The organism is Flammeovirgaceae bacterium, assembly GCA_015180985.1.
Lineage (GTDB): Bacteria > Bacteroidota > Bacteroidia > Cytophagales > Cyclobacteriaceae > UBA2336.
On the sequence record CP054185.1, the window covers coordinates 3,109,692 to 3,130,574 of the forward strand.

A 20,883-nucleotide genomic window follows, 5' to 3' on the forward strand; every position below is an offset into this window, starting at 1 on the left:
ACCGACCGGTCAGCCCTCTTTGCGCAGTACCTGCAACGGGGGTGTGGCAATCACTTCGCGGGAGTTCCACCAGCCGATGAGCATGGTAAGAAATACTACTCCCGCAATGGTTGTAACCAACTCCGGCCAGCTGAAAGCAAAGGTAATTTTAAAGAAGAAGGTTGTAAGCAGGTACCCACCGCCCAGCGACAGAATCATACCTGTTAAGGCCGAGAATAATCCTACATATCCATATTCTATTAACGTTATCAGGTTTATTTGCCCGGTACGGGCACCCAGCGTGCGCAGTAACACATTTTCTCTTATCCGGATAAACTTGCTGTTAGTGACTGATCCGGCCAATACAACCAGTCCGGTAATGATGCTGAACAACGCCATAAAACGAATTACTGCGCCCAGTTTATCAAACAATTCATTGACGGTACTCAAAATCAACCGAAGATCAATTAGTGATATATTGGGGTACTCATTCACCAACCGCTGCTGAAACTGATTGGCCCGTTGCTGGTCGGTAATGCGTGTGGAGGTAACAAAAACCTGCGGAGCCTCCTCCAGTACTCCTGCCGGAAAGACAAATATGAAGTTCGGAGGATCTTTAGGCCAGTCAACCTTGCGGATGCCGCTGATGCGCACTTTAACCGGCACACCCTGCACATCAAACACCAGCGAATCGCCCACGGCTACTTCGAGGTTCTCGTGCATACCCTCCGAAATAGTTACCCACACCGAGTCACGACCGGAAGTTTTGCGCTGCAACTCGCCTTTAATCAATTCTTCGGAATGATGCAGGCTGTCGCGATAGGTTACACGGTACTCACGTGTTAGCGCCCAGTTGGGTATGCCATCGGTGGTGTCGCGTTGCAACAGATCAATTGGTTTCCCTTTTACCTCGGCCAGGCGGCATGTAACAATCGGCACCACCTGGTTTACCGGAAGGTCATTGGCTTTTATCAGCGCAATAACACCCTCTTTTTGCGAAGGCTGGATATCAAACAGTATGGTATTCGATTGATTTTCACGACCACTGAATTCAACCTGGCTGAGTAAACTCTTTTCAATAATATTGAGTGTAGCCACTAAAAATGCACCGAGACCGATGGTTACCATCAGCACACGACTCTGGTTATTTGGCCTGAACAGGTTGGCAAGTGCATGCCGCCAAACAAAGGAAGCCCGGACCGGAAAAAACTTTTGCACGGCCCGCAACAAAAGCAATGCTACCAATGCCAGCATACCCAGTGCCACCAGAAAACCAGTAACAAAAAAGAAACCCGTTACCGTTTCACCGGTTTGCCAAACTGCAAACGCAACCGGGAACAATACTACACCGGCAAGCGCTGCAACTTTTGCTTTTGAAAAAATTTTTCCGGCCTCAAACTCCCCCCGGAGTACCGTAAGCGGAGGCACAAACCGGATCGACAGTAGCGGCAACATTGAAAACAACGTGCCCATAAGCGTACCCAGCAACATACCTTTTATAACCGATAGCCACGAAACTGATAAATTAATCTCCACCGGCACCAGGTTACCAAAGAGGATTGGAAGTAGTTGGTGAATACCAATACCGAGCAATGAACCAACAAAACTGCCAAGTATGCTTAGAAAAAATATCTGAATAAAGAAAATATTAAAGGCTTGCCAGCCTGAGGAACCAACACAGCGGAGCACAGCTACCTCGGCTCTTTTTTCGCGTGAATACAGGTGCACCGAGCTGGCAATACCAATGCAGCCCAGAATAAGCGCTATAAATGCCAGTAACGAAAAAAAACGATATACCGATTGAAACGCTTCGCCCAACTCGCGCTTGCGTTCCTCCACATCATCAAATCCATGGCCGTATTTGCGCGCCAGTGGTTTAAGTTTACCGGCCAATTCAACTGCCTGTGCATCACTGGCGGTTTTTATGTATTTTCGGTAGTTAACCCTACTGCCATACTGCACCAGCCGGGTTGAATCCAAATCGGCCCATGCGATATATACCGAGGGGGTGAAGGTTGCTAATATCCCTCCCCCACCCGGAATCTTGGTTACCACACCGGCCACCGGAAATCTATAGTTCCCAATCTTAATCGTGTCGCCTGAACTCACTTCATACTGGCTGGCTAAGGTTTCATCAAGCAAAGCATGTCCTCCGGTCTTCATCTTTTCGTAAGCATCAGCAGGCAGTGTCTCTATCTTTCCGTAAAAAGGAAATGCACCGCGCAGAGCAACCAACCTGATTAATCTTGAGTTTCCTGAATTGACAAACAGCACCATCGATGCCATATCGGCTTCATCGGCCTGTGGATGAGGAATGGAATCAAACAGGCTTATCAATTCCGGTTCAAATGGCCTGCTGGCATTTACCAGCATATCCGCACCCAGTAATTCTTTGGCATTGCGGTCGATGTCTTTCTGCAGCCCGTTGTTCAGCGAATCGAGCGCCACCATGGCCATGATACCGGCCACCAGCGATGCCATGAATAGAGCCAACCGTGAACCATTATGGCGCGCATCGCGCAAGGCCATGCGCCAAACCCAGCCGTCTCCAAAAATGTTTTTTGATTTCCGTTTTAACCGGATGGTGTATTCAATCATGATTCTACAATTGAAACAGCGGATGAATCTTCAATCAATTCACCACCGCGCATACGCAGGATGCGGTTGGTTTTTTGAGCCAGCTCCAGGTTGTGCGTTACCAATACCAGTGTAGTACCTTCCTCCTGGTTTAGTTTAAACAACAACTCGGTAAGATGCCTGGCATTTTCATCATCTAAATTACCGGTAGGCTCGTCAGCAAACAGAATTTTAGGGTTTGTGATAAACGCCCGCGCCATGGCTACCCGCTGCTGCTCACCACCTGATAGTTGTGACGGGTAATGATGGAGCCGATCAGCCAATCCTACGCGTTTCAGTAATTCAACCGCCCTTGCGGCTACATTTTTTTCACCACGCAATTCCAGCGGAACCATCACATTTTCAAGTGCTGTTAAGGTTTGTAATAGTTGAAAATTCTGAAATACAAAGCCCAGGAACTGATTGCGGATGTAAGCCCGATCGTCTTCGGTCATGGAATTAAGTTTAAAGCCCATTAGTGTTATCGTACCACTGGTGGGTACATCCAGGCCCGCACACAGCCCAAGCAAGGTGGTTTTGCCGCTTCCGGATGGGCCGATAATGGCCAGTGTATCACCTTGCCTCACAGCGAAACTTACGTTGTTGAGTACTGTTAGCGGGGCGCTACCTGATAAATAGGTTTTTGTTAGGTTATCGGCCTGAAGAACGGGTTGTGTCATGGTTTTTTGCTTGTCGTATTCAGTAATAAAAGTGTAATGTCTTAAAATTGTTTCAATCTTGGGGCTTAAGTTTGATTTATGGTATTAAAATCCGTGTTGTTTATTGTTGGACTGATGCTGTTGCAGGATACAATCCCGAAACGGACCATCCTTTTTTTTGGCGACAGCCTGACGGCCGGCTATGGGCTTTCGCCCGAAGAGGCGTTTCCGGCCCTGGTAGAGAAGCAACTCAATGCGAAAGGCAAGCCCTGCCGGGTGATTAATGCCGGGTTGAGCGGTGAAACTTCGGCAGGCGGGCTTACCCGGATTGACTGGATGCTGCGGCAACCCGTTGACATTTTTATTTTGGAGTTAGGCGCTAATGACGGCCTTCGCGGCCTGCCGCTTGAGCAAACACGCGCCAACCTGCAGGCTATTATTAACAAAGTGAAAGCAAAATTCCCGAAAACAAAAATTGTCGTTGCAGGTATGCTGGTTCCACCCAACATGGGGCCTGAATATTCAGCAGGTTTTAAAGCACTGTTTCCGGATTTAGCCAAAAAAAACAATGCGGTGCTTATCCCCTTTCTGCTTGAAGGTGTTGCGGGTAACGAAAAACTCAATCTGCCAGACGGCATTCACCCTAATATTGAAGGGCATAAAATTGTAGCCGCCAACCTGGTAAAAATTATCGAGCCACTGCTCTGAAGATCAGCGCAGGCATTCATGGAGGAATACAAGAATATCCTCAGCAACCTTATCATCGTCTTTACCGAGTTCTTTGTTTATCGATAAGTTACTTTTCTTACTGTAATTCATCACTTTGTTTTTGATGCCGGCTTCGGTTAGTTTTTTGGCGAGTAACACAGCATCCTTTTCGGTTGGACTTTTTGTACCGGCATAAATAATTAAATGGGGTGGCGCCATGCCACCGGCTTTAACATAGCTCACCGGGCTGGCATCGGCCCAGTTATCGGGCGAATCGCCAAACGTATCAATACACCACTCGCGTACTTTACTAACAGCATCGGGCATGGTAGATACCATGTCGAACCCAACACCATCTAACAACACCACACCTTTAATAAAATTCAACGAACCGCCAGCTTCCTTTAACAGGTGCTCGTTAAGCGAGACCAGTGCCGCCAGGTGGGCGCCTGATGCATAGCCCATTAAAAAAATCTTTGACGGATCTCCGCTGTAATGAACCAGGTTGTTATAAACCCATACAACTGCATCGGCAACATCCTGCACATGTACCGGAAATTTTGCATCAGGCGAAAGCCGGTGGTTAATGGAAATAAAAACGTATCCGCGAGAAGTAAAATATTCCGGCTTATTATCCACATCAGTTTTATCACCGAATGTCCATACACCGCCATGAATCCAGATGATTACGGGAGAATTGCTGCCCTTACGGGGCATATAAATATCAAGGGAATTAAACCGTGCGTCTTTAGCCTTTTGAGAATATCTAACGTCTGAAACCTTGAAATAAGACGTTTCGCCTTTTTTTTGCGCCTGTACCTGGTTTAGAAAGATGCCAGAAAAGCAGAATAACGCTAGCAGGAGAGCCTTTAACCGTGGCATTATACTTAAGAATGCGAACTTCATAAACGCTAAATATGCCGTTTTAATACTAAAAACACAATTCAGGCAATTATCAAACCAGCATTAACGAGTTGTGACAGAGGCACCATCAGCCAAAGACACCCGGTACGTCATTAAGGTTTTTCCTGTTTCCAGGCGATAAGCGGAGGATGCGCTGTCAATAACGGATTGAACCTGATCGGAGTTTATCAGATTGATGGTGCAACCGCCAAAACCTCCGCCCATCATGCGGGCGCCAAGTACTCCGGGCATATTCTTCGTATGCTTAACCAGAAAATCCAGTTCCGGGCAACTTACTTCGTAGAGGTTGGATAGACCGCTATGTGTTTGGAACATTTTTTTACCAAACGCCAGTATATCCCTGTTCATCAGATCATCACAGGCGGCCAGCAGGCGCTCATTTTCCTCCACCACATACCGGCAACGATTATAGATAACTGAGTTGGTTGGAATACACTCATCAACCATTACAGCAGTTGCATCGCGTAAGCTGCTTACCTGTGGGTATTTTTTTGCAATCACCGAAACTCCCTCAGCGCATTCTTGTCTGCGTGTATTATATTCCGATGATGCCAGTGCGTGCTTCACTCCCGTGTCCAATAAAACTACTTCTACACCCGTAAATTGAAATGGCAGGTACTGGTGTTCTAACGAACGGCAATCCAATTTCACCACATGATCTTTTCTGCCAAACAAACTGGCAAACTGGTCCATAATTCCACACATGGTTCCGGCAAATTCGTGTTCGGCACGTTGGGCGATGCGGGCCAATTGCAGCGTTTCAATTTTCAGATCAAAAAGTTTATTCAATGCATAACCAACAGCACATTCAACAGCAGCCGAAGAAGATAGCCCTGCGCCAATGGGTATGTTACTTGTGAGTATCAGGTTAAAGCCACTCAACCGGAAATCGTTTTTCAATAACTGAGCCACAACTCCGGTTACATAATCAGGCCAGTTTTTAACAGGATGAAGGCTCGGTAAATCTGTTTCGTAAGTTTCATGAAATTCAGCCGAATAGAGCACCACCCGGTTGTCGTTACGCCTGGCTATTGCAACATGGGCCGTAAAATTAATGGCAGCCGGTAACACAAAGCCTTCATTGTAATCGGTATGTTCGCCAAGCAGGTTTATTCGCCCGGGTGCCCGAACAACAAGAGGTGAAGAACTAAATATATCGGCAAACTGCTGATGAAGTCTGGTGGTAATCAAACAGAATACGGTTAGCGGAGAGAGAGGGATTCGAACCCTCGGTACAGTTGCCCGTACAACGGTTTTCGAGACCGTCCCATTCGACCGCTCTGGCATCTCTCCGGGAGCGCAAAAATAAAAACTCCTGCCCGAAGACAGGAGTTTTAGTTCAACGAGTTTTTTGCTTATTCAAAGCGAAGCGATTCGATCGGATCGAGCTTGGATGCCTTATGAGCCGGGTAGTATCCGGAAAGCAGGCCGACCACCACGCACACAAACAACCCGAAGAAAATCCAGAACCAGGGTATAATGTAATTCTTCATGCCCATAAACTTGGCCCCGGCATTGCCTGCTAAAATGCCCAACAAAATTCCCAGCAATCCTCCCAGCACGCATACCACAATGGCTTCGATAACAAACTGTTGCCGGATGCGCAGCGGAGTGGCACCCAGCGCCTTGCGTACGCCAATTTCGCGGGTACGCTCGGTAACCGAAACCAGCATAATATTCATAAGCGCAATGGCCGAACCAAGCAGCGTTACAAACCCCAACCCAAAACCGGCCGTGCGAATGTACCCGGCTATCTCGGAGGTGCGCTCCAGCAAGGTAATGTTGTTGTCCACCACAAACGAATCTTCCCGGCCCGGCTGGTCGCCCCGGATGCGCCTCATCAGCGCAGTGGCTTCGCCCATGGCAAAGTCAACCTGCGTGGGGTCTGTAATGGCTACGGTTATCCGGTACCATAAACTGCGACCTTTGGCCATCTGGTTAGCTTTTTTTAACGGGATGATAATCATGTTATCAAAATTGGAACTCGGATCGCCAAATCCTCCTTTTGGAGCCAGTGCGCCAATTACCCGAAAACGTGATCCCAAAATAGTTACTTCAGTTCCTTCTACCGGCTCGTTTTCATCATAAAGCGCTTGCCTGATCTTATCTCCCAAAATGGCTACCTGGGCCCCGTAGTTAAACTCCAACTCCGAAATGTTGCGGCCCTGCACAAACTCAAGCCCTTTAATCATGGCATAATCTGCATTAGCGCCCATCACATTAACGTTCGGGTTGGTTTTCTTTGAGTTGCGGCTTATCTCAGCCACCATCGTTAGCATTGCCGATATACTTACGTTGGCCGGATATTCAAACTCATCGGCAAACATCTGCGCCTGCCGCATGGTTATACGCGGGTAACTTTTTTCAAGCACACCCTGCTGGCTTTGCCCCCGGTTGGATTTCGACTCAATGTCGAACGAATTGGCACCAAGCGATGTGAGGCTTTCAGTAACCGACTTTTCAATACCATCAACAGCCGTTAAGGCGCCCACCAACGCAGTAATACCAATAGCTACGATCAGAGCTGTAATGACCGAGCGAAGCATATTGGCCTGCACTGACCGCAACCCTTCTTTTACGTTTTCCAGCAGATTCATGAAACAGATTTAGTGTGCTAATACGTTGAAAAGAACAGCCAAATGTTACACTACAGGCCTGTTTTTTGAAGTTATAACCGGTAACTTTGGCATTCGGTTTTAAAAGTAAGCAAAATACCATGCGTGCAGCGGTTTTATTCGGGTTGTTGCTTGTGATAAGGGTGGCAGTAGCCAATTACATCTTTATACCCATGGACGAGCGGCAGGCCAACCACCTGAAGGCCTATGGCATCGCCTACTGGATTTTACGCTCCGAAACCGAGGTTGACTGGCTGCTGAATTACCGGGGAGGCAGCTTTATGTGCCAGTATCACCCGGCCATCCAGAACGAACTGGTGGTGCGCGGGGTTAGTTTTGAAATCATCTCTTCTGCCCAGGCCAACCAAATCATCAGCGAGATTGCCAGCCCAGCCCTGAACTACGACATAATGAAACTGGAAAAGTACCCGCGCATTGCCGTGTACTCGCCAAAAACTGCTCAGCCATGGGATGATGCCGTTACCCTGGTGCTGAACTATGCCGAGATACCGTATGATGTTGTTTATGATGATGAAGTACTGGCCGGCATGTTGCCGAAATACGACTGGCTGCACCTGCACCACGAAGATTTTACCGGCCAGTATGGAAAATTTTACAACTCGTTTGGCCATATGCCCTGGTATATTGAGCAGCAAAAGGAAGCCGAAGAGATGGCCCGTAAACACGGGTTTCATAAAGTATCGCAACTGAAACTGGCGGTGGCAAAAAAGATAAAAGAGTTTGTGGCCGGTGGCGGTTTTATGTTTGCCATGTGCTCAGCCACCGACAGCTACGATATTGCCCTGGCAGCCGAAGGTATTGACATCTGCGAGCGTATGTACGATGGCGACCCGGCCGACCCGCGCGCGCAGGAGAAACTTGACTTTGAACGTACGCTGGCCTTTGCCGATTTCAAGCTGGTGCGCGACCCCTACCAATATGAATTTTCCAATATTGACAACCAACCGCACGAGCGCGGGCTGCGACAGGATAATGACTACTTTACATTGTTTGAATTCTCAGCCAAGTGGGACCCGATACCTACCATGCTCACCCAAAATCACTCAAAAGTGATTAAAGGATTTTTCGGACAGACCACCGGCTTTAAAAAGCACCTCATCAAACCCGATGTAGTGATTATGGCCGAGAACAAAGAAATAAAAGAAGCCAAATACCTGCATGGCGTTTTAGGCAAAGGATTCTGGACGTTTTATGGCGGCCACGACCCGGAAGATTACCAGCACCAGGTAGGCGAAGAACATACCGACCTGAACCAGCACCCCAATTCTGCCGGATACAGGCTTATTCTGAACAATGTGCTGTTCCCTGCGGCAAAAAAGAAAAAGCAGAAAACCTGATTGACTGCCAGTTGTTATCTTTGACAGATGCCACTACCATTAATTGTACTCATTGGCAGTTTTGCCCTCCTTCAATCGTGCCAACCGACAAAGCCGATTAAACAATCTTCTTTTGAAAATTTTATCCAAACCCAATTACCCGGTTCTGTTTTAGTCTATAATGAATCAAAAGACATTGCGTTGTGTATTGCAGAAAATGCGGAACCCGCAACAGGTCGGAAAGACTACCTTGTTGTTGAAGCGGCCTCCCGAAAAATAATAACACGGGGCTCTTTTTTGCCGGGTTACATCAAATGGCTTAACGATAATGAACTGGAAGTTGTTGACTCTCCGGGTATTATAAAAGATACAGAACCAGAAAACATACACAGGAAAATCATCAGCGTACAGACAAGAAAACCCTGAACACGATGTCATTCAATAAAATCATTTTACTAACAACTGCATTTTGTGTTTCCATTCTGGGGGTTATTTATTTTAATCCGCTTAACAATGCAGCAGGTGTTTCAGTAAACAACAAAGAAACTGCTGAAGACCATGTGGATGCTCCTGAACAGTTTATACTTTTCCACAGAGGCATACGCACAAGGGAGAGCCAGGATAAACCCGGCTATCAGCAGGGTTATAAGATAAAAGAGCTACTGAAAGCCAAAACCGAGGCCGCACGCAAAAAAGCCGGCCGCCAGCAAAGCAATGGTGTATTGGCATGGACCGAACGCGGACCTGCCAACGTGCCGGGCCGTACCCGTGGACTGATAGTTGACCCGATTGACCCACAGCGCAACACGTGGTATGCCGGCTCGGTGGCCGGAGGCATCTGGAGAACCACCAATGCCGGCCAGAGCTGGACGCTGCTTACTCCGGATTTACCCAACCTGGCTACCACCGTTATCGCCATGGCCGAATCAAACAATAACATTATGTACTGCGGTACAGGCGAAGGATTTGGTAATGTAGATGGCGTAAATGGCAACGGTATATTTAAATCAACCGATCGGGGTATTACCTGGACTTACCTTCCATCTACCGCTGGCTTCAATGATGTAAATCGGCTAATTATCGATCCGGCCGATGCCGATGTTGTAATTGTTGCTACCAACAACGGCATTTACCGTACCACCAATGGCGGAACCAGTTGGACGCAGACTTCAACGCTTTCGTTTATTCAGGATTTAAAGGCCACGCCCGGTAATTTTAACATTCAGTATGCTACCCGTAACGGCTTTGGCGTGCTCAAATCTACCGATGGCGGGCAAACCTGGTCCGCATCAAACACCGGGATGAACATAACCGGCCGCGTGGAGATTGCGGTATCACCGGTAAACCCTAACCGAATATTTGCCAGCACTGAGGGTAGCCTTTCGGGCACCAATTCTGATTTATACATGTCGGATAATGGCGGAACAAGCTGGTCACTGGTTGATGTAACCTTTAACGGAACCGGTGTTAACTTTTTGGGCGGACAAGGCTGGTATGATAACACCATTGCCTGCGATCCGTTTAATGCGAACATTGTTTATTATGGCGGTGTAAATCTTTTTCGCACCCAACTAACGGGGGGCTCAACCAGCGTGGGCTCCTATTCGCTGCAACAAAATGCCACACAAAGTTTTATGGAACTGGTCACGTTTACCGGGGCTTCCAACGGCAACTTTCAGGTAGGGCCGCAGGCCAATTCCATATCAGTGGAACTCCGCTTCGGGCCGGGCAAATCACAGAAAGCACACCGGTTCTTGGTCCCTGAAGGAGCCACTTCAGGTGTGCCCGAAGCAAATTATTCTTACACCGATTACGTAGATGTTCCTTTTGAAGTTTGGGATATTACAAACAACCGGCAACTGATGGTTTCTTTCCGCGACCAGGGCCGTGACGGCCAATTCAACCTGATCAACTTCAATACAGATGGCACAGCCCTTCAGCAAAGCCGCGAGTATGTTTATGTAAATAACGTAACCTATAATGCTTCAGCGCCAAGCCCCAGCATTGCAGTTAATGGAGGGCAGGTATTCAATATGATGTACAACATCTGGCCTTACCTGGCCGAGGGAAAATCGTGGCCGGGTGATGTAGTTGAGTCGCAATTGAGGTTTTTGTTTACGTCCGTTCCTAAACTTAATGCCTCCACCATAACCGTTTCGGATGCGTACAACCAGTTCGATGGTAAAAACCGTTTCCAGACTTTTGGGGTGGATATGCACCCTGATCAACACAATATTGTAATCATCCCCATGTCCGGAAGCACCTACAAAATTTTGGTAGCCAACGATGGCGGATTATTCGTTTCGAATACCTCCTCATCGCCAGGCATCGCACAAGGTAACTGGACGATGGCGGGCAACACGTACAACACCAGCCAGTTTTACGGTGCTGACAAACGGCCCGGCAAAGACGAATATTTTGGTGGTATGCAGGATAACGGCACGTGGAAATCACCAGCCAACACAGTCGCATCCGCCACTACCAACTACGTGTTTAACCTGGGCGGTGATGGGTTTGAAGTATTGTGGCACAGCCTGGACGACCAGAAACTGATTGGCGGCTCGCAGTTTAATAATTTCTCCAGGTCGACCAATGGTGGCAACAGTTGGACGCCCGCAACATCAGGCATTACCGGAACATCGCCCTTTATTTCAAAGCTTGCCAACTCCAAGCTCAACCCCGAAACGATTTTTACGGTAACCTCATCAGGAGTTTTCCGGTCAACCAACTTTGGCACCAGTTGGACACTCACCCCGATAACCGAAAAATGGGGCGCCAGTACATTTCTCGATGTAGAGGTTTCACAGGCCAATGCCAACATTGTATGGGCCGGCAGCGGCATGTCGGCCACACGAAACTTACACGTATCAACCAATGGCGGACTTTCCTTTACCCTAACAAACAACTTCACGGATGTCACTCTGGGCACCATCAGCAAACTGGCATCGCATCCGTTTGAACCGAACACGGCCTATGCCCTGTTCTCCTTTGCTGATGCACCAAAAGTGCTGCGCACGACCGATCTGGGCCAAACCTGGCAGGATATTTCCGGCTTCGGCAACAATGCTGAGAGCAGTACCGGGTTCCCTGATGTTGCCGTGTATTGCCTGTACGTAAGGCCCGATAATCCGAACATCATCTGGGTAGGTTCTGAAATTGGCATTATTGAGTCCCTGGATAACGGCCAAACGTGGGCCCTGATTGATGAATTTCCAAAAGTTTCCGTGTGGGATATGAAAGGCCAGGACGACCAGGTAGTAATTGCCACTCACGGCCGCGGCATCTGGACAGCTACGATTGATGCCCTGCAAACTCCTTTCAAAAAGCCTGAGGTAGTTGCATCAGGAACTTCGCCCCAAGAGGACCTAAAACTGAAAGTAAAAGTGGAGGAAAACTTCGACAGCGTACAGGTTTTTGCGGGAGCAACAAAAATAGGTAGTCTGCCGGCCACCGTTCCTTCCGAAATAGTCCTTAGCGTTTCTGACCTGACCCCGGGAAACAAGGACTTAAAACTAATTGGTTTCAAGGGTAACGGCCCGGTACATTCGATAACCTATCCACTGAACCACCTCGATATACTGTCGTTGGAAGACACCTATTCAACGTATTTCAAAACTACATCGGATTTAACCGTTACCGGACTTTCGTTGCAAACCACACCGGGTGGCAACAACAACGAACGCAGTAACCTGCAAACACAACATAGTTACGTAAATAATTTTGAATATCAGTTAATCATCCGGCACCCGGTAAAAGTAAATGCCGCCTCACCGCTTCTTCACTATCGCGATATCGCCATTGTTGAGCCGGTTAACGATTATGTGGTAGTTGAAGCAACTACCAACGGATTGGACTGGATTGCCCTGGCTCCAGCCTACGATGCCGCCCATGATCCGGCCTGGCTTTCGGCATATACGGCCGGCCAGCCGGGAAATAAATCGATGTTTGTTGATCATGTAATTGACCTTACTGAAACATTTAACGATGGTGATGAGGTGCTCATCCGTTTTCGTATAAAAACCAGTCCAACCACCAATGCATGGGGATGGGCCATTGATTTTGTGAACATACAGATGGCGCCCACCGGCATAGAAAATCCTGAAACCGTTGTTCAGCAATTCAGCCTGTACCCGAATCCGGCTAATGATTTTATAACGGCTGCGTTTGAATTGAAACAACGTTCGTATGTAAACCTGAAAGTTATTGATCCGACCGGCAAATTGTTAACTCAGCAAAACCTGGGGCAAAAGCCTGCCGGAAAACATGAGCAAAGCCTTGAATTGGGTAACCGGCCTGATGGAGTTTACTTTTTTTTATTACAAACTTCCGGAGGCACCTCAAGCTCTAAATTTGTCATTAAAAAATAATCAGTGCATCCGGTCGGGGCGGACTTTCAGGTGGCGGATAATCTCCGCTTCCTGTTCAAGCAATTCGCGCCAGCGCCTGTCTACTTCGGCAGCGGGGCGGTATTGCCTGGCTAATGAAAGAAAGTTTTTGTAATGACCCGCTTCGGATACCATCAGTTCATAATAAAATTCCGAAAGGGCTTTATCCGGTATGTTTTTCCATAACATTTTAAACCGCTCGCAACTGCGCGCTTCAATCAGCGCATTCAGCAGCAGTTTTTCAACCAGTTGTTCTTCGCGGCTACCTCCTTTGCGGATAATTTTCTGAAGAGCCTCCACGTATTCGTCCTTGCGTTGCCTGCCCAGCGGCAGTTTCCGTTTCTTCAATTCATCTACCACCCGTTCAAAGTGATTCCACTCTTCAGCAACCACCGGGGTTAGCACTTCAACCAGTTTTTCTTTATCCGGGTATTGAACGATAAGCGAAATGCATGACGATGCCGCCTTCTGTTCGCAGTAGGCATGATCAACAAGTACATCGTGTATATTCTTACCGGCCATATCGGCCCAGCGTGGATCGGTGGGCAATTCCAACCCAAGTGTGTATTTATCCTTAGCGGTTTTCTTAGTCATAAAACGACCAGTCAAATCCAAAATCAACTACGTTGCGCACACCCGGATAACCAGGCGTAGGTACCGGGCCTGTGTTGCTGAAAGCCTTAAATAAATTATGGTACCGTAAAAAAATACGGCCACGCAGCACCTTGGCATTCAGAAAGACATCAATCACGGGGAAATCGGGTGCTTTAACTTCTTTTTGCTGATAGAACTGCTGAATAACGGGGTCATAACCGTATGCATAATATGTAGACTTCCAATGAGCATCCACCCCAACCTGAAAATCGAAATTGCCGCCAAACCAGATATTTGAATAGGCCAACTGGCTGTTTACAAAAAGACGCGGCACCTGAATCGCATCACCGGCATTCTCAAGCACTTCTGTATAAATACCCGTAACATTAAAGGACAGATTTTTTATTACCGTAGCAGTTAGCCGCAGTTCCGGATTGATCAGGGTCTGAAATCCTTCGGTTTGAATCGGTAACACGGTCTGATCAATACCGTAATCACCTTTCTTAAAGAAGACCAGATTCCGAAAGGTGCTTAAGCTGACACCGGGATAGAAACCCAATCGCCTCGACTTAACAATCAGGTTGCCTTTTATCCGGCTGGCTTCAGTATTATTAAAATTATTCATCCACACATCATGACTGCCCCGGTAGGCCTGTTGCAAGAAGGAGGGTGAGTAAACTGACCGCTCGATAGAAGTTTCAAACCACCGGGATTGAATGGCTGCGTTAATCCGGTAGCGATCGTCAAGCATCCATTCGGCCTGTCCAAAAACCTTTACCCACGATTTCACATCCACTATCATCCGGCCGCCTACATAAAACTCGGTGCCTGTGGTTGGCCAATAAAAATAATCTTCGTTGAAGTATTTGTAGTTCATTGCAAAGTTTCTGAATGTAACAAACCCGTTGTAGAAAATTTTAAGTACATTTCCTTTAACACCCAGTTCGTTTCGAAGAGTATTAAACTTGACCTGGTCTTTCGTGGTGGCGCTATCCACTACAACGGCATCAAAAAAAACAGTTCCGTTTGGCTCGGTACCGTCAAGAAACTGGTTACGCTGACGGTGGCTGTCAAACTGATGATACAGTTGAAACGCGTTACCCAGTTTATACTGATGGTACAGGTGATAATTTCTTCGCAAATCGTTGCTCTCGGCATTTTCAAGCCAGGGTTGGGCATTGATCTTGAATAAGTCTTCAACAACATATGTACTATCCAGCTTTACTCCGCCATATTCAAAAACCCGGTGATACATTCGTCTGAAATTCGCCAGCAGCACATACGAACTGTCTCTGCTGTGATAACTTAAAAAGATATCATAATAATTACTTCTTACATTCCTGTCGCCCTTACCTTGTCGCTGTACCTGTTTATCAATAAATAATCCGTTGAAGGAAAAACCAAAATTCAGGCGGGGATTGATATTGCGGCTGTAGGTTACATGTGTAACCGAGCGGCCTTTACCACCTAATATAACGTGCATGTTGGAGTAAGGTGAACGGGTGTTGAAATACAACGGTACCTCAGTATTCCAATACAAATTATAGGAATCAAATCCTGAACGGGCGCCAATTGTTTCAGCGGGCCCGCCATAGATTGGGGTTATGGCTGTACCTATATTTCCGAGGTCCTGATACATATTTTCGTACCAATCAACATACCCAAAGCGGTGAAAATTACGGATGACTGTGTCAATCGGGTAGGTTTGCCAACGGTTGTAAAAAATTTCATCCCTGGTAAAAAACCGTGAAGTTGTCGGTCCGTAAATCTGCCGGGTGGTGTCGTCAATAATGCGGGAGCCAACGCGCGGACGTTCCTCTTCTTCCTGCGCCAGAACTGCGCAGGGGATGACCATCAGCCCCACTACCATTAAACCAAAAAATTTATTGCGGAGTTGCACGTTTTAAATAGTCCAGTACCAGCGTATCAAAATCCTTACCATTTCGGATAATCTCCATTTCAATAGGCAGGTAAAAAAGATTAAGCTTACCGGCCCAGAAACGGTTATTATTAGCAATCAGTTTAACAACATCCTTCTCGGTAGTAAGTACCGAAACAGGTTTAGTTTGCTTCGAAATAAAGTTTACTATTTTTCTCAACTCTGCTGTTGAATAGTTGTGGTGATCGCGAAACCGGAAATGATGAAGGAGTGTAAAATTTTTTACAACATAATTTTCCAGCACCATGGGATTGGCTATTCCTGAAACAAGCACAACATCAGGTATAAAAGTACCCGCATCAGCAGCAGGTACCGGCTCGCCATAGCGTATAGTTGAAAAAAATACCGGCCGGTGAGCAACTGTGTGAATGGCATTTTCCATTATCATCATCTGCTCTTCCGAAATGTCATGCGGGCATTTGGTTACTATAATCACATTGGCACGCAACGCACCTTCCCTGCCCTCGCGCAGGCGTCCGTACGGCAGCACATGGTCCGCATAAAAAGGACGATGGTAGTCTGTCAATAAAATCATAAATCCTGGCGTTACCCTGCGGTGCTGCAGGGCATCATCCAGCACAATAACTCCAACCTCCGGATGTTCCTGCAAAATATGCGGAATGGCGAAGGCCCGATCTTCGCACACGGTAACAACAATCTGGTTGCCGTATTTTGAAAATAGCTGCATGGGTTCATCACCAATGGTAGCAGGTGTATCCTGTTTACCGGCAAAGCGCAGGCCGCTGCTTTTACGTCCATATCCCCTGCTTAAAGTGGCTACCTTTACCCGGGATGAAAGCAGGCGGATGAGGTGCTCAACCATGGGTGTTTTACCGGTCCCTCCTACGGCCAGGTTACCGATGCCGATTATCGGAAAATCAAACCGGGCCGAAGGCTTCAACTGGCGATCGTACAGGCTGTTACGAATACTGGTTACCACATCGTACAACATGGCCAGCGGAAGCAGAAGAAACTTAAAAACCGACATGAAATGCTTTAACTTGAGGACGCATTTAAACACCCTTGCAAAAATACGATTAACCACCACATAGTTATGAAGGTTAAAGAGGTTACCCGCTACCTGGAGTCAATAGCTCCACTGGCTTATCAGGAAACGTATGATAACTCCGGCCTGTTAACCGGTTCGCCCGAACAGGACGTAACCGGCATTCTGGTAACATTAGATTGTTTAGAGGCGGTTGTTGACGAGGCGATCAAAACCAACTGTAACCTGGTTGTTGCCCACCATCCAATTATCTTTAAAGGGCTGAAAAAGCTAACCGGAAGCAATTACGTGGAGCGCACCGTCATCAAAGCAGTACAGCATAATATCGCTATCTATTCCATTCACACCAACCTTGATAATGTTCATACAGGCGTGAACCGGAAAATTGCCGAAAAGATTGGCCTCACAAACCTGCAGATACTCGCTCCGAAATCCGGCACCCTGGTTAAACTGGTAACATTTATTCCACACCACCATACCGAAGCCGTACTTACCGCGCTGTATAGCGCAGGTGCCGGTCAGATTGGCAATTACAAAAACTGCAGTTTTCAAACCGAAGGTACAGGAACATTCATGCCGAACCAGGAAGCCAATCCGCATATCGGCAAGGTCAATACGCAAGAGGTTGTAAATGAAACAAGAGCTGAAGTGATATTTCCAGCCTATAAAGAAAGCGAGATAGTAACCGCGCTTAAAAAAAGCCATCCGTATGAAGAAGTAGCCTACTACCTTACCCCGCTAAATAACCTGAACCAGGAGGTCGGCTCCGGAATAATCGGTGAGCTGGCTGAAGCCGAAGAGCCTATTGCCTTCCTGAAAAGGCTAAAAAATGCAATGAACCTTCCTATTATCCGTCATACATCAATTATCAATAACCCCGTTAAAAAAATTGCTGTTTGCGGGGGCTCCGGGGTTTTTCTTTTACCCCAGGCCATCCGGGCCGGGGCCCAGGTTTTTATTTCGGCCGACTTTAAGTACCATGAATTTTTTGATGCCGATAACCGGATTATTGTTGCTGATATCGGCCATTACGAAAGCGAGGTATTCACCAAAGAGTTGTTGGTAGCACTTTTAAGCCAAAAATTTCCTACTTTTGCAGTCAATTTTTCCGGAACTATCACAAATCCAATAAGTTACATTACCTGAATGGAAACCCAGACCGTAGCACAAAAACTCGAAGCGCTTGTAAAACTGCAAACCATTGACAGCAAACTTGACGAACTTAAAAAACTGCGGGGCGACCTGCCCGATGAGGTGCAGGACCTGGAAGACGAAATCGAGGGGTATAATACCCGCCTGCAGCGCCACCAGGCCGAACTGAAAGAAATCGAGGACAATATCAAAAAAAGCAAGGAAGGCATTAAAGAAGCCGAAAAGCTCATAAAAAAGTACAACGAACAGCAAAAGAACGTACGCAACAACCGCGAGTTCGATGCCATTACCAAGGAAGTTGAACTGCAGGAATTGGAAATCCAGATTTGCGAAAAGAAAGTAAAGGAAGGCAAAGAGTTGACAGCTGCCAAAAAAGAAGAAATAGAGAAAACCGAAGCCTTGATTAAAGAACGCAGCGAGCACCTGGCCAACAAAAAGCAGGAATTGGACGGCATCCTGCAGGAGAGCGAGGAAGAGGAAAAGAAACTGCTGGCCGAACGTGAAAAAGCTGTTAAAAAAATTGAAGACAAAAACCTGCTGAAATATTACGACCGGCTGCGCAGCAGCCTGTCTAACGGGCTGGCCGTAGTTCGCGTGGTGCGCGGTGCTGCCGAAGGGTGTAATATTGTTATTCCGCCCCAAAAAATCGCAGAAATACGGGAGAAGAAAAAAATCGTGATTGACGAACATTCCGGTCGTATCTTAGCTGATGTGGATATGGATTCGCTGGACGACAGCGATAAGCCAAAAAAAGCCGGTGCGCCCGCCACAACAACCCGCAGACGAAAAGCCGTTGGATAAACTGATTACATTACAACTACGAAAGGCAGGCTTAACCGTCTGCCTTTTTTTATTCATCATTAAACTGGCTGCTCAGCCTGAGGGCTGGCTTACAAAACCTGCCGAGCAGGAAGCCTTCCGCATGGCGCTTAACCTGGAACTGGCCGAAGTGCGCACGGAATTTCAAAACCTCAATAACCCGCAAGCGCTCTACCTGACTTCGTTAACCGAGATACTGGAATTACTGATAACTGAAGACGAATCGTTATTTGATAAATATGAAAACGCTTATGAAAAAAGACTACAATCTATAAGTAAAATCACGCCAAAAACTCCCGAAGCGTTGTATATCAGTGCGGAGCTTCGCCTGCAATGGGCTTTTGTTTACCTCAAATTCCAGCACGAATTCGATGCTGCCTGGAACATCCGGCAGAGTTATCTCCTTGCACAGGAGTGCCTGAATCGTTTTCCGGTATTTACACCCGCAAAAAAAACGTACGGTTTACTCAACATCATGCTCGGTTCAGTTCCCGACAAATATCAATGGGTGCTCTCGGTGTTGGGTATGCGTGGTTCAGTTGATAAAGGCCTTGAAGATTTACGGTTAATTCAGGCTTCTGATAATCCTACGCTGGCAACGGAGGCATCGCTTATTTTATATCTCGCCCAGGGGTTAATCCTTCAGCAACCACAACTTGCCTTGCAGGAACTTTCGGCATGGCCGATGGATCGCCATACCAGATTAAGCTTGTTCCTGGCCGCTGTGCTTGCCATCAAAAATTCAGAAAGTGAGAAGGCACTTTCATATCTGGACGCTTTGTCGTTACAGCAAGAAGGGATCTCAATTAGCTATGCCGATTACCTGAAGGGCGAAGTTTATCTTCACAAGGGAGATTATCCAACGGCAATTGCCTCGTATAAAAATTTTCTGCAAACCTATTCCGGTAAAAATTTTGTAAAGGATGCGCTTTACAAAATGGCCATATGCTACTGGCTGCCGGGCGATAAATCCAATGCAGAAGTATATGCCCGTAGGGCACGAACCTCAGGACTTGAGTATGCCGAAGCCGATCGCTATGCAGCCAGAAGCCTGGCAGAAAACGAATTACCAAACCCGAAACTTACCAAAATACGATATGCCACCGATGGCGGTTACTATGAAACAGCCACACGAATTATTGAATCCGTTAAAGACGAAGACCTGCCTGGCTTGAAAGATCGAACAGAATTTACCTACCGCAAAGCCCGCCTTTACCATAAGCTGGATGACTCAGAGAATAGTAAAAAATTTTATCTGCAAACCATTAATCTGGCAGGAACCAATCCCTGGTACTTTGCTCCAAATGCCTGCCTTCAGTTAGGATACCTTTACATGGCTGAGGGCGACAGCAAACGGGCCGCATCGTATTTTAGAAAAGCCCTTGAGTATAAAAAGCATGAATACAAAAACAGTATTGATAGCAAGGCCCGATCAGCATTAGGTCAGCTACAAACTGAAAAGTAATCAGACTTTTACAGCAGGTACAGATAAACTTTCCAGGTGATGGGTATCATTGTATGTTTCTACCGAAGCCATGGTGCCGGTGTGGTTTAGCACGTATAAACACAGGTTTTCATGCTCGAAGACATCCATGCTTTTCAACGGGTAGTTAAGCAGGTAACAGAGCAGAATGCGCATGGCCCTTCCATGCATGCAAATCAGGATAGTTCGTTCTTCTATTCGGCTTAGGAAAGTCTTGACTGAGGGTACCATTCGCCTGACAACATCTTCAGGACTTTCACCACCTTCAATGCGCAAGCCGGTGTTACCCTTTCGCCATTCATTAAGAACGTAATGGTAATAGGCATCCTCTTCGGGTGTAATGGGTTGCCCCTCTTTTCTGCCCCACGAAATCTCGTTAAGGCCGGGCAAAATTTCGTGTGGTGTTCCGAAGGCAATAAAATCCGAGACTGTTTCAATGCTTCGCTTCAGGGCAGAGGTATATACTTTATCAAACGCTACGTGGCCGTAGGCCTGGTAAAACGCTTTTGCCTGAAGGCGACCGAAATCGTTCAGGCTGCTGTCAACTCCACTACCCTGCACAATACCTTTCAGGTTAAAATCGGTTTGCCCGTGGCGGATGATGTATATCTTTTTTGTGCTCAAATTTTTGCGCTATTTTGCCCCGCTTGCTGCTGGCGGGCGCAAA

The 20,883-nt window shown here is 47.1% G+C and carries 16 protein-coding genes and 1 tRNA gene; 7 read left to right on the top strand and 10 right to left on the bottom strand.

The window, feature by feature from the left end:
* Positions 1-9: 9 nt before the first annotated feature.
* Both HRU69_14290 and HRU69_14295 read right to left on the bottom strand, forming a co-directional pair.
* The gene (locus HRU69_14290; GenBank protein QOI98577.1) at positions 10-2,577 is read right to left on the bottom strand and encodes an ABC transporter permease; all 2,568 of its coding nucleotides are present in this window, start codon (positions 2,575-2,577) and stop codon (positions 10-12) included.
* Positions 2,574-3,275 carry an ABC transporter ATP-binding protein gene (locus HRU69_14295; GenBank protein QOI98578.1) on the bottom strand — a complete coding sequence of 234 codons (702 nt, stop codon included), beginning with the start codon at positions 3,273-3,275 and terminating at the stop codon, positions 2,574-2,576. The genes HRU69_14290 and HRU69_14295 overlap by 4 nt, the downstream gene beginning before the upstream one ends.
* Positions 3,276-3,353: 78 nt before the next feature.
* Between HRU69_14295 and HRU69_14300 the strand changes: the two genes are divergently transcribed.
* Positions 3,354-3,962: an arylesterase gene (locus HRU69_14300; protein QOI98579.1), complete on the top strand. Its 609-nt coding sequence runs from the start codon at positions 3,354-3,356 to the stop codon at positions 3,960-3,962.
* Positions 3,963-3,965: 3 nt separating this feature from the next.
* On the opposite strand, the gene HRU69_14305 is transcribed toward HRU69_14300, so the two are convergent.
* From HRU69_14305 to HRU69_14320, 4 genes are all read right to left on the bottom strand, one after another.
* Positions 3,966-4,679, bottom strand: coding sequence for an alpha/beta hydrolase (locus tag HRU69_14305; GenBank protein ID QOI98580.1), 714 nt, complete (start codon positions 4,677-4,679; stop codon positions 3,966-3,968).
* A 249-nt stretch (positions 4,680-4,928) separates the two neighbouring features.
* The gene (gene galK / locus HRU69_14310) at positions 4,929-6,077 is read right to left on the bottom strand and encodes a galactokinase (protein QOI98581.1); all 1,149 of its coding nucleotides are present in this window, start codon (positions 6,075-6,077) and stop codon (positions 4,929-4,931) included.
* Positions 6,078-6,092: 15 nt separating this feature from the next.
* Positions 6,093-6,179: transfer RNA gene (locus tag HRU69_14315), tRNA-Ser, on the bottom strand.
* Between the two features lie 62 nt (positions 6,180-6,241).
* Complete coding sequence (locus HRU69_14320) at positions 6,242-7,483, bottom strand: ABC transporter permease (protein ID QOI98582.1); 1,242 nt, start codon at positions 7,481-7,483, stop codon at positions 6,242-6,244.
* A 119-nt stretch (positions 7,484-7,602) separates the two neighbouring features.
* Here HRU69_14320 and HRU69_14325 point away from each other — a divergent pair, with 119 nt between their 5' ends.
* Genes HRU69_14325 through HRU69_14335 form a run of 3 tightly spaced genes read left to right on the top strand, consistent with a single transcriptional unit; the run spans position 7,603 to position 13,205 of the window.
* Positions 7,603-8,859, top strand: a complete 1,257-nt coding sequence (locus HRU69_14325; GenBank protein QOI98583.1) for an asparagine synthetase B — start codon at positions 7,603-7,605, stop codon at positions 8,857-8,859.
* Positions 8,860-8,886: 27 nt separating this feature from the next.
* Positions 8,887-9,264: a hypothetical protein gene (locus HRU69_14330; GenBank protein ID QOI98584.1), complete on the top strand. Its 378-nt coding sequence runs from the start codon at positions 8,887-8,889 to the stop codon at positions 9,262-9,264.
* A 5-nt stretch (positions 9,265-9,269) separates the two neighbouring features.
* Positions 9,270-13,205, top strand: coding sequence for a T9SS type A sorting domain-containing protein (locus tag HRU69_14335; protein ID QOI98585.1), 3,936 nt, complete (start codon positions 9,270-9,272; stop codon positions 13,203-13,205).
* On the opposite strand, the gene HRU69_14340 is transcribed toward HRU69_14335, so the two are convergent.
* Genes HRU69_14340 through lpxK form a run of 3 tightly spaced genes read right to left on the bottom strand, consistent with a single transcriptional unit; the run spans position 13,206 to position 16,744 of the window.
* On the bottom strand, positions 13,206-13,817 hold the full coding sequence (locus tag HRU69_14340) for a tRNA-(ms[2]io[6]A)-hydroxylase (GenBank protein QOI98586.1): 612 nt from the start codon (positions 13,815-13,817) through the stop codon (positions 13,206-13,208). It lies immediately after the preceding gene.
* Complete coding sequence (locus HRU69_14345) at positions 13,810-15,717, bottom strand: hypothetical protein (protein QOI98587.1); 1,908 nt, start codon at positions 15,715-15,717, stop codon at positions 13,810-13,812. Before HRU69_14345 ends, HRU69_14340 begins: the two co-directional genes overlap by 8 nt.
* Positions 15,701-16,744, bottom strand: a complete 1,044-nt coding sequence (gene lpxK, locus HRU69_14350; GenBank protein QOI98588.1) for a tetraacyldisaccharide 4'-kinase — start codon at positions 16,742-16,744, stop codon at positions 15,701-15,703. Before lpxK ends, HRU69_14345 begins: the two co-directional genes overlap by 17 nt.
* A gap of 66 nt (positions 16,745-16,810) precedes the next feature.
* Between lpxK and HRU69_14355 the strand changes: the two genes are divergently transcribed.
* The 3 genes from HRU69_14355 to HRU69_14365 are packed head-to-tail and all read left to right on the top strand — an operon-like array spanning position 16,811 to position 20,198.
* Positions 16,811-17,908: a Nif3-like dinuclear metal center hexameric protein gene (locus HRU69_14355; GenBank protein ID QOI98589.1), complete on the top strand. Its 1,098-nt coding sequence runs from the start codon at positions 16,811-16,813 to the stop codon at positions 17,906-17,908.
* Entirely contained in the window at positions 17,909-18,715 is an 807-nt protein-coding gene (locus HRU69_14360) for a hypothetical protein (protein QOI98590.1), read from the top strand.
* The gene (locus HRU69_14365; protein ID QOI98591.1) at positions 18,624-20,198 is read left to right on the top strand and encodes a tetratricopeptide repeat protein; all 1,575 of its coding nucleotides are present in this window, start codon (positions 18,624-18,626) and stop codon (positions 20,196-20,198) included. Before HRU69_14360 ends, HRU69_14365 begins: the two co-directional genes overlap by 92 nt.
* Here HRU69_14365 and HRU69_14370 read toward each other — a convergent pair whose 3' ends face one another.
* Positions 20,199-20,840, bottom strand: coding sequence for a histidine phosphatase family protein (locus HRU69_14370; protein ID QOI98592.1), 642 nt, complete (start codon positions 20,838-20,840; stop codon positions 20,199-20,201). It abuts the gene before it with no gap.
* Positions 20,841-20,883: the final 43 nt, after the last annotated feature.

Bases quoted from the DNA above. Each gene is read 5' to 3' on its own strand.
- HRU69_14340 (QOI98586.1), bottom strand. From the start codon at position 13,817: ATGACTAAGAAAACCGCTAAGGATAAATACACACTTGGGTTGGAATTG.
- HRU69_14300 (QOI98579.1), top strand. From the start codon at position 3,354: ATGGTATTAAAATCCGTGTTGTTTATTGTTGGACTGATGCTGTTGCAG.
- HRU69_14330 (QOI98584.1), top strand. From the start codon at position 8,887: ATGCCACTACCATTAATTGTACTCATTGGCAGTTTTGCCCTCCTTCAA.
- HRU69_14365 (QOI98591.1), top strand. From the start codon at position 18,624: ATGTGGATATGGATTCGCTGGACGACAGCGATAAGCCAAAAAAAGCCG.
- HRU69_14360 (QOI98590.1), top strand. From the start codon at position 17,909: ATGGAAACCCAGACCGTAGCACAAAAACTCGAAGCGCTTGTAAAACTG.
- HRU69_14290 (QOI98577.1), bottom strand. From the start codon at position 2,577: ATGATTGAATACACCATCCGGTTAAAACGGAAATCAAAAAACATTTTT.
- HRU69_14305 (QOI98580.1), bottom strand. From the start codon at position 4,679: ATGCCCCGTAAGGGCAGCAATTCTCCCGTAATCATCTGGATTCATGGC.
- HRU69_14335 (QOI98585.1), top strand. From the start codon at position 9,270: ATGTCATTCAATAAAATCATTTTACTAACAACTGCATTTTGTGTTTCC.
- HRU69_14355 (QOI98589.1), top strand. From the start codon at position 16,811: ATGAAGGTTAAAGAGGTTACCCGCTACCTGGAGTCAATAGCTCCACTG.
- HRU69_14295 (QOI98578.1), bottom strand. From the start codon at position 3,275: ATGACACAACCCGTTCTTCAGGCCGATAACCTAACAAAAACCTATTTA.
- lpxK (QOI98588.1), bottom strand. From the start codon at position 16,744: ATGTCGGTTTTTAAGTTTCTTCTGCTTCCGCTGGCCATGTTGTACGAT.
- HRU69_14320 (QOI98582.1), bottom strand. From the start codon at position 7,483: ATGAATCTGCTGGAAAACGTAAAAGAAGGGTTGCGGTCAGTGCAGGCC.
- HRU69_14325 (QOI98583.1), top strand. From the start codon at position 7,603: ATGCGTGCAGCGGTTTTATTCGGGTTGTTGCTTGTGATAAGGGTGGCA.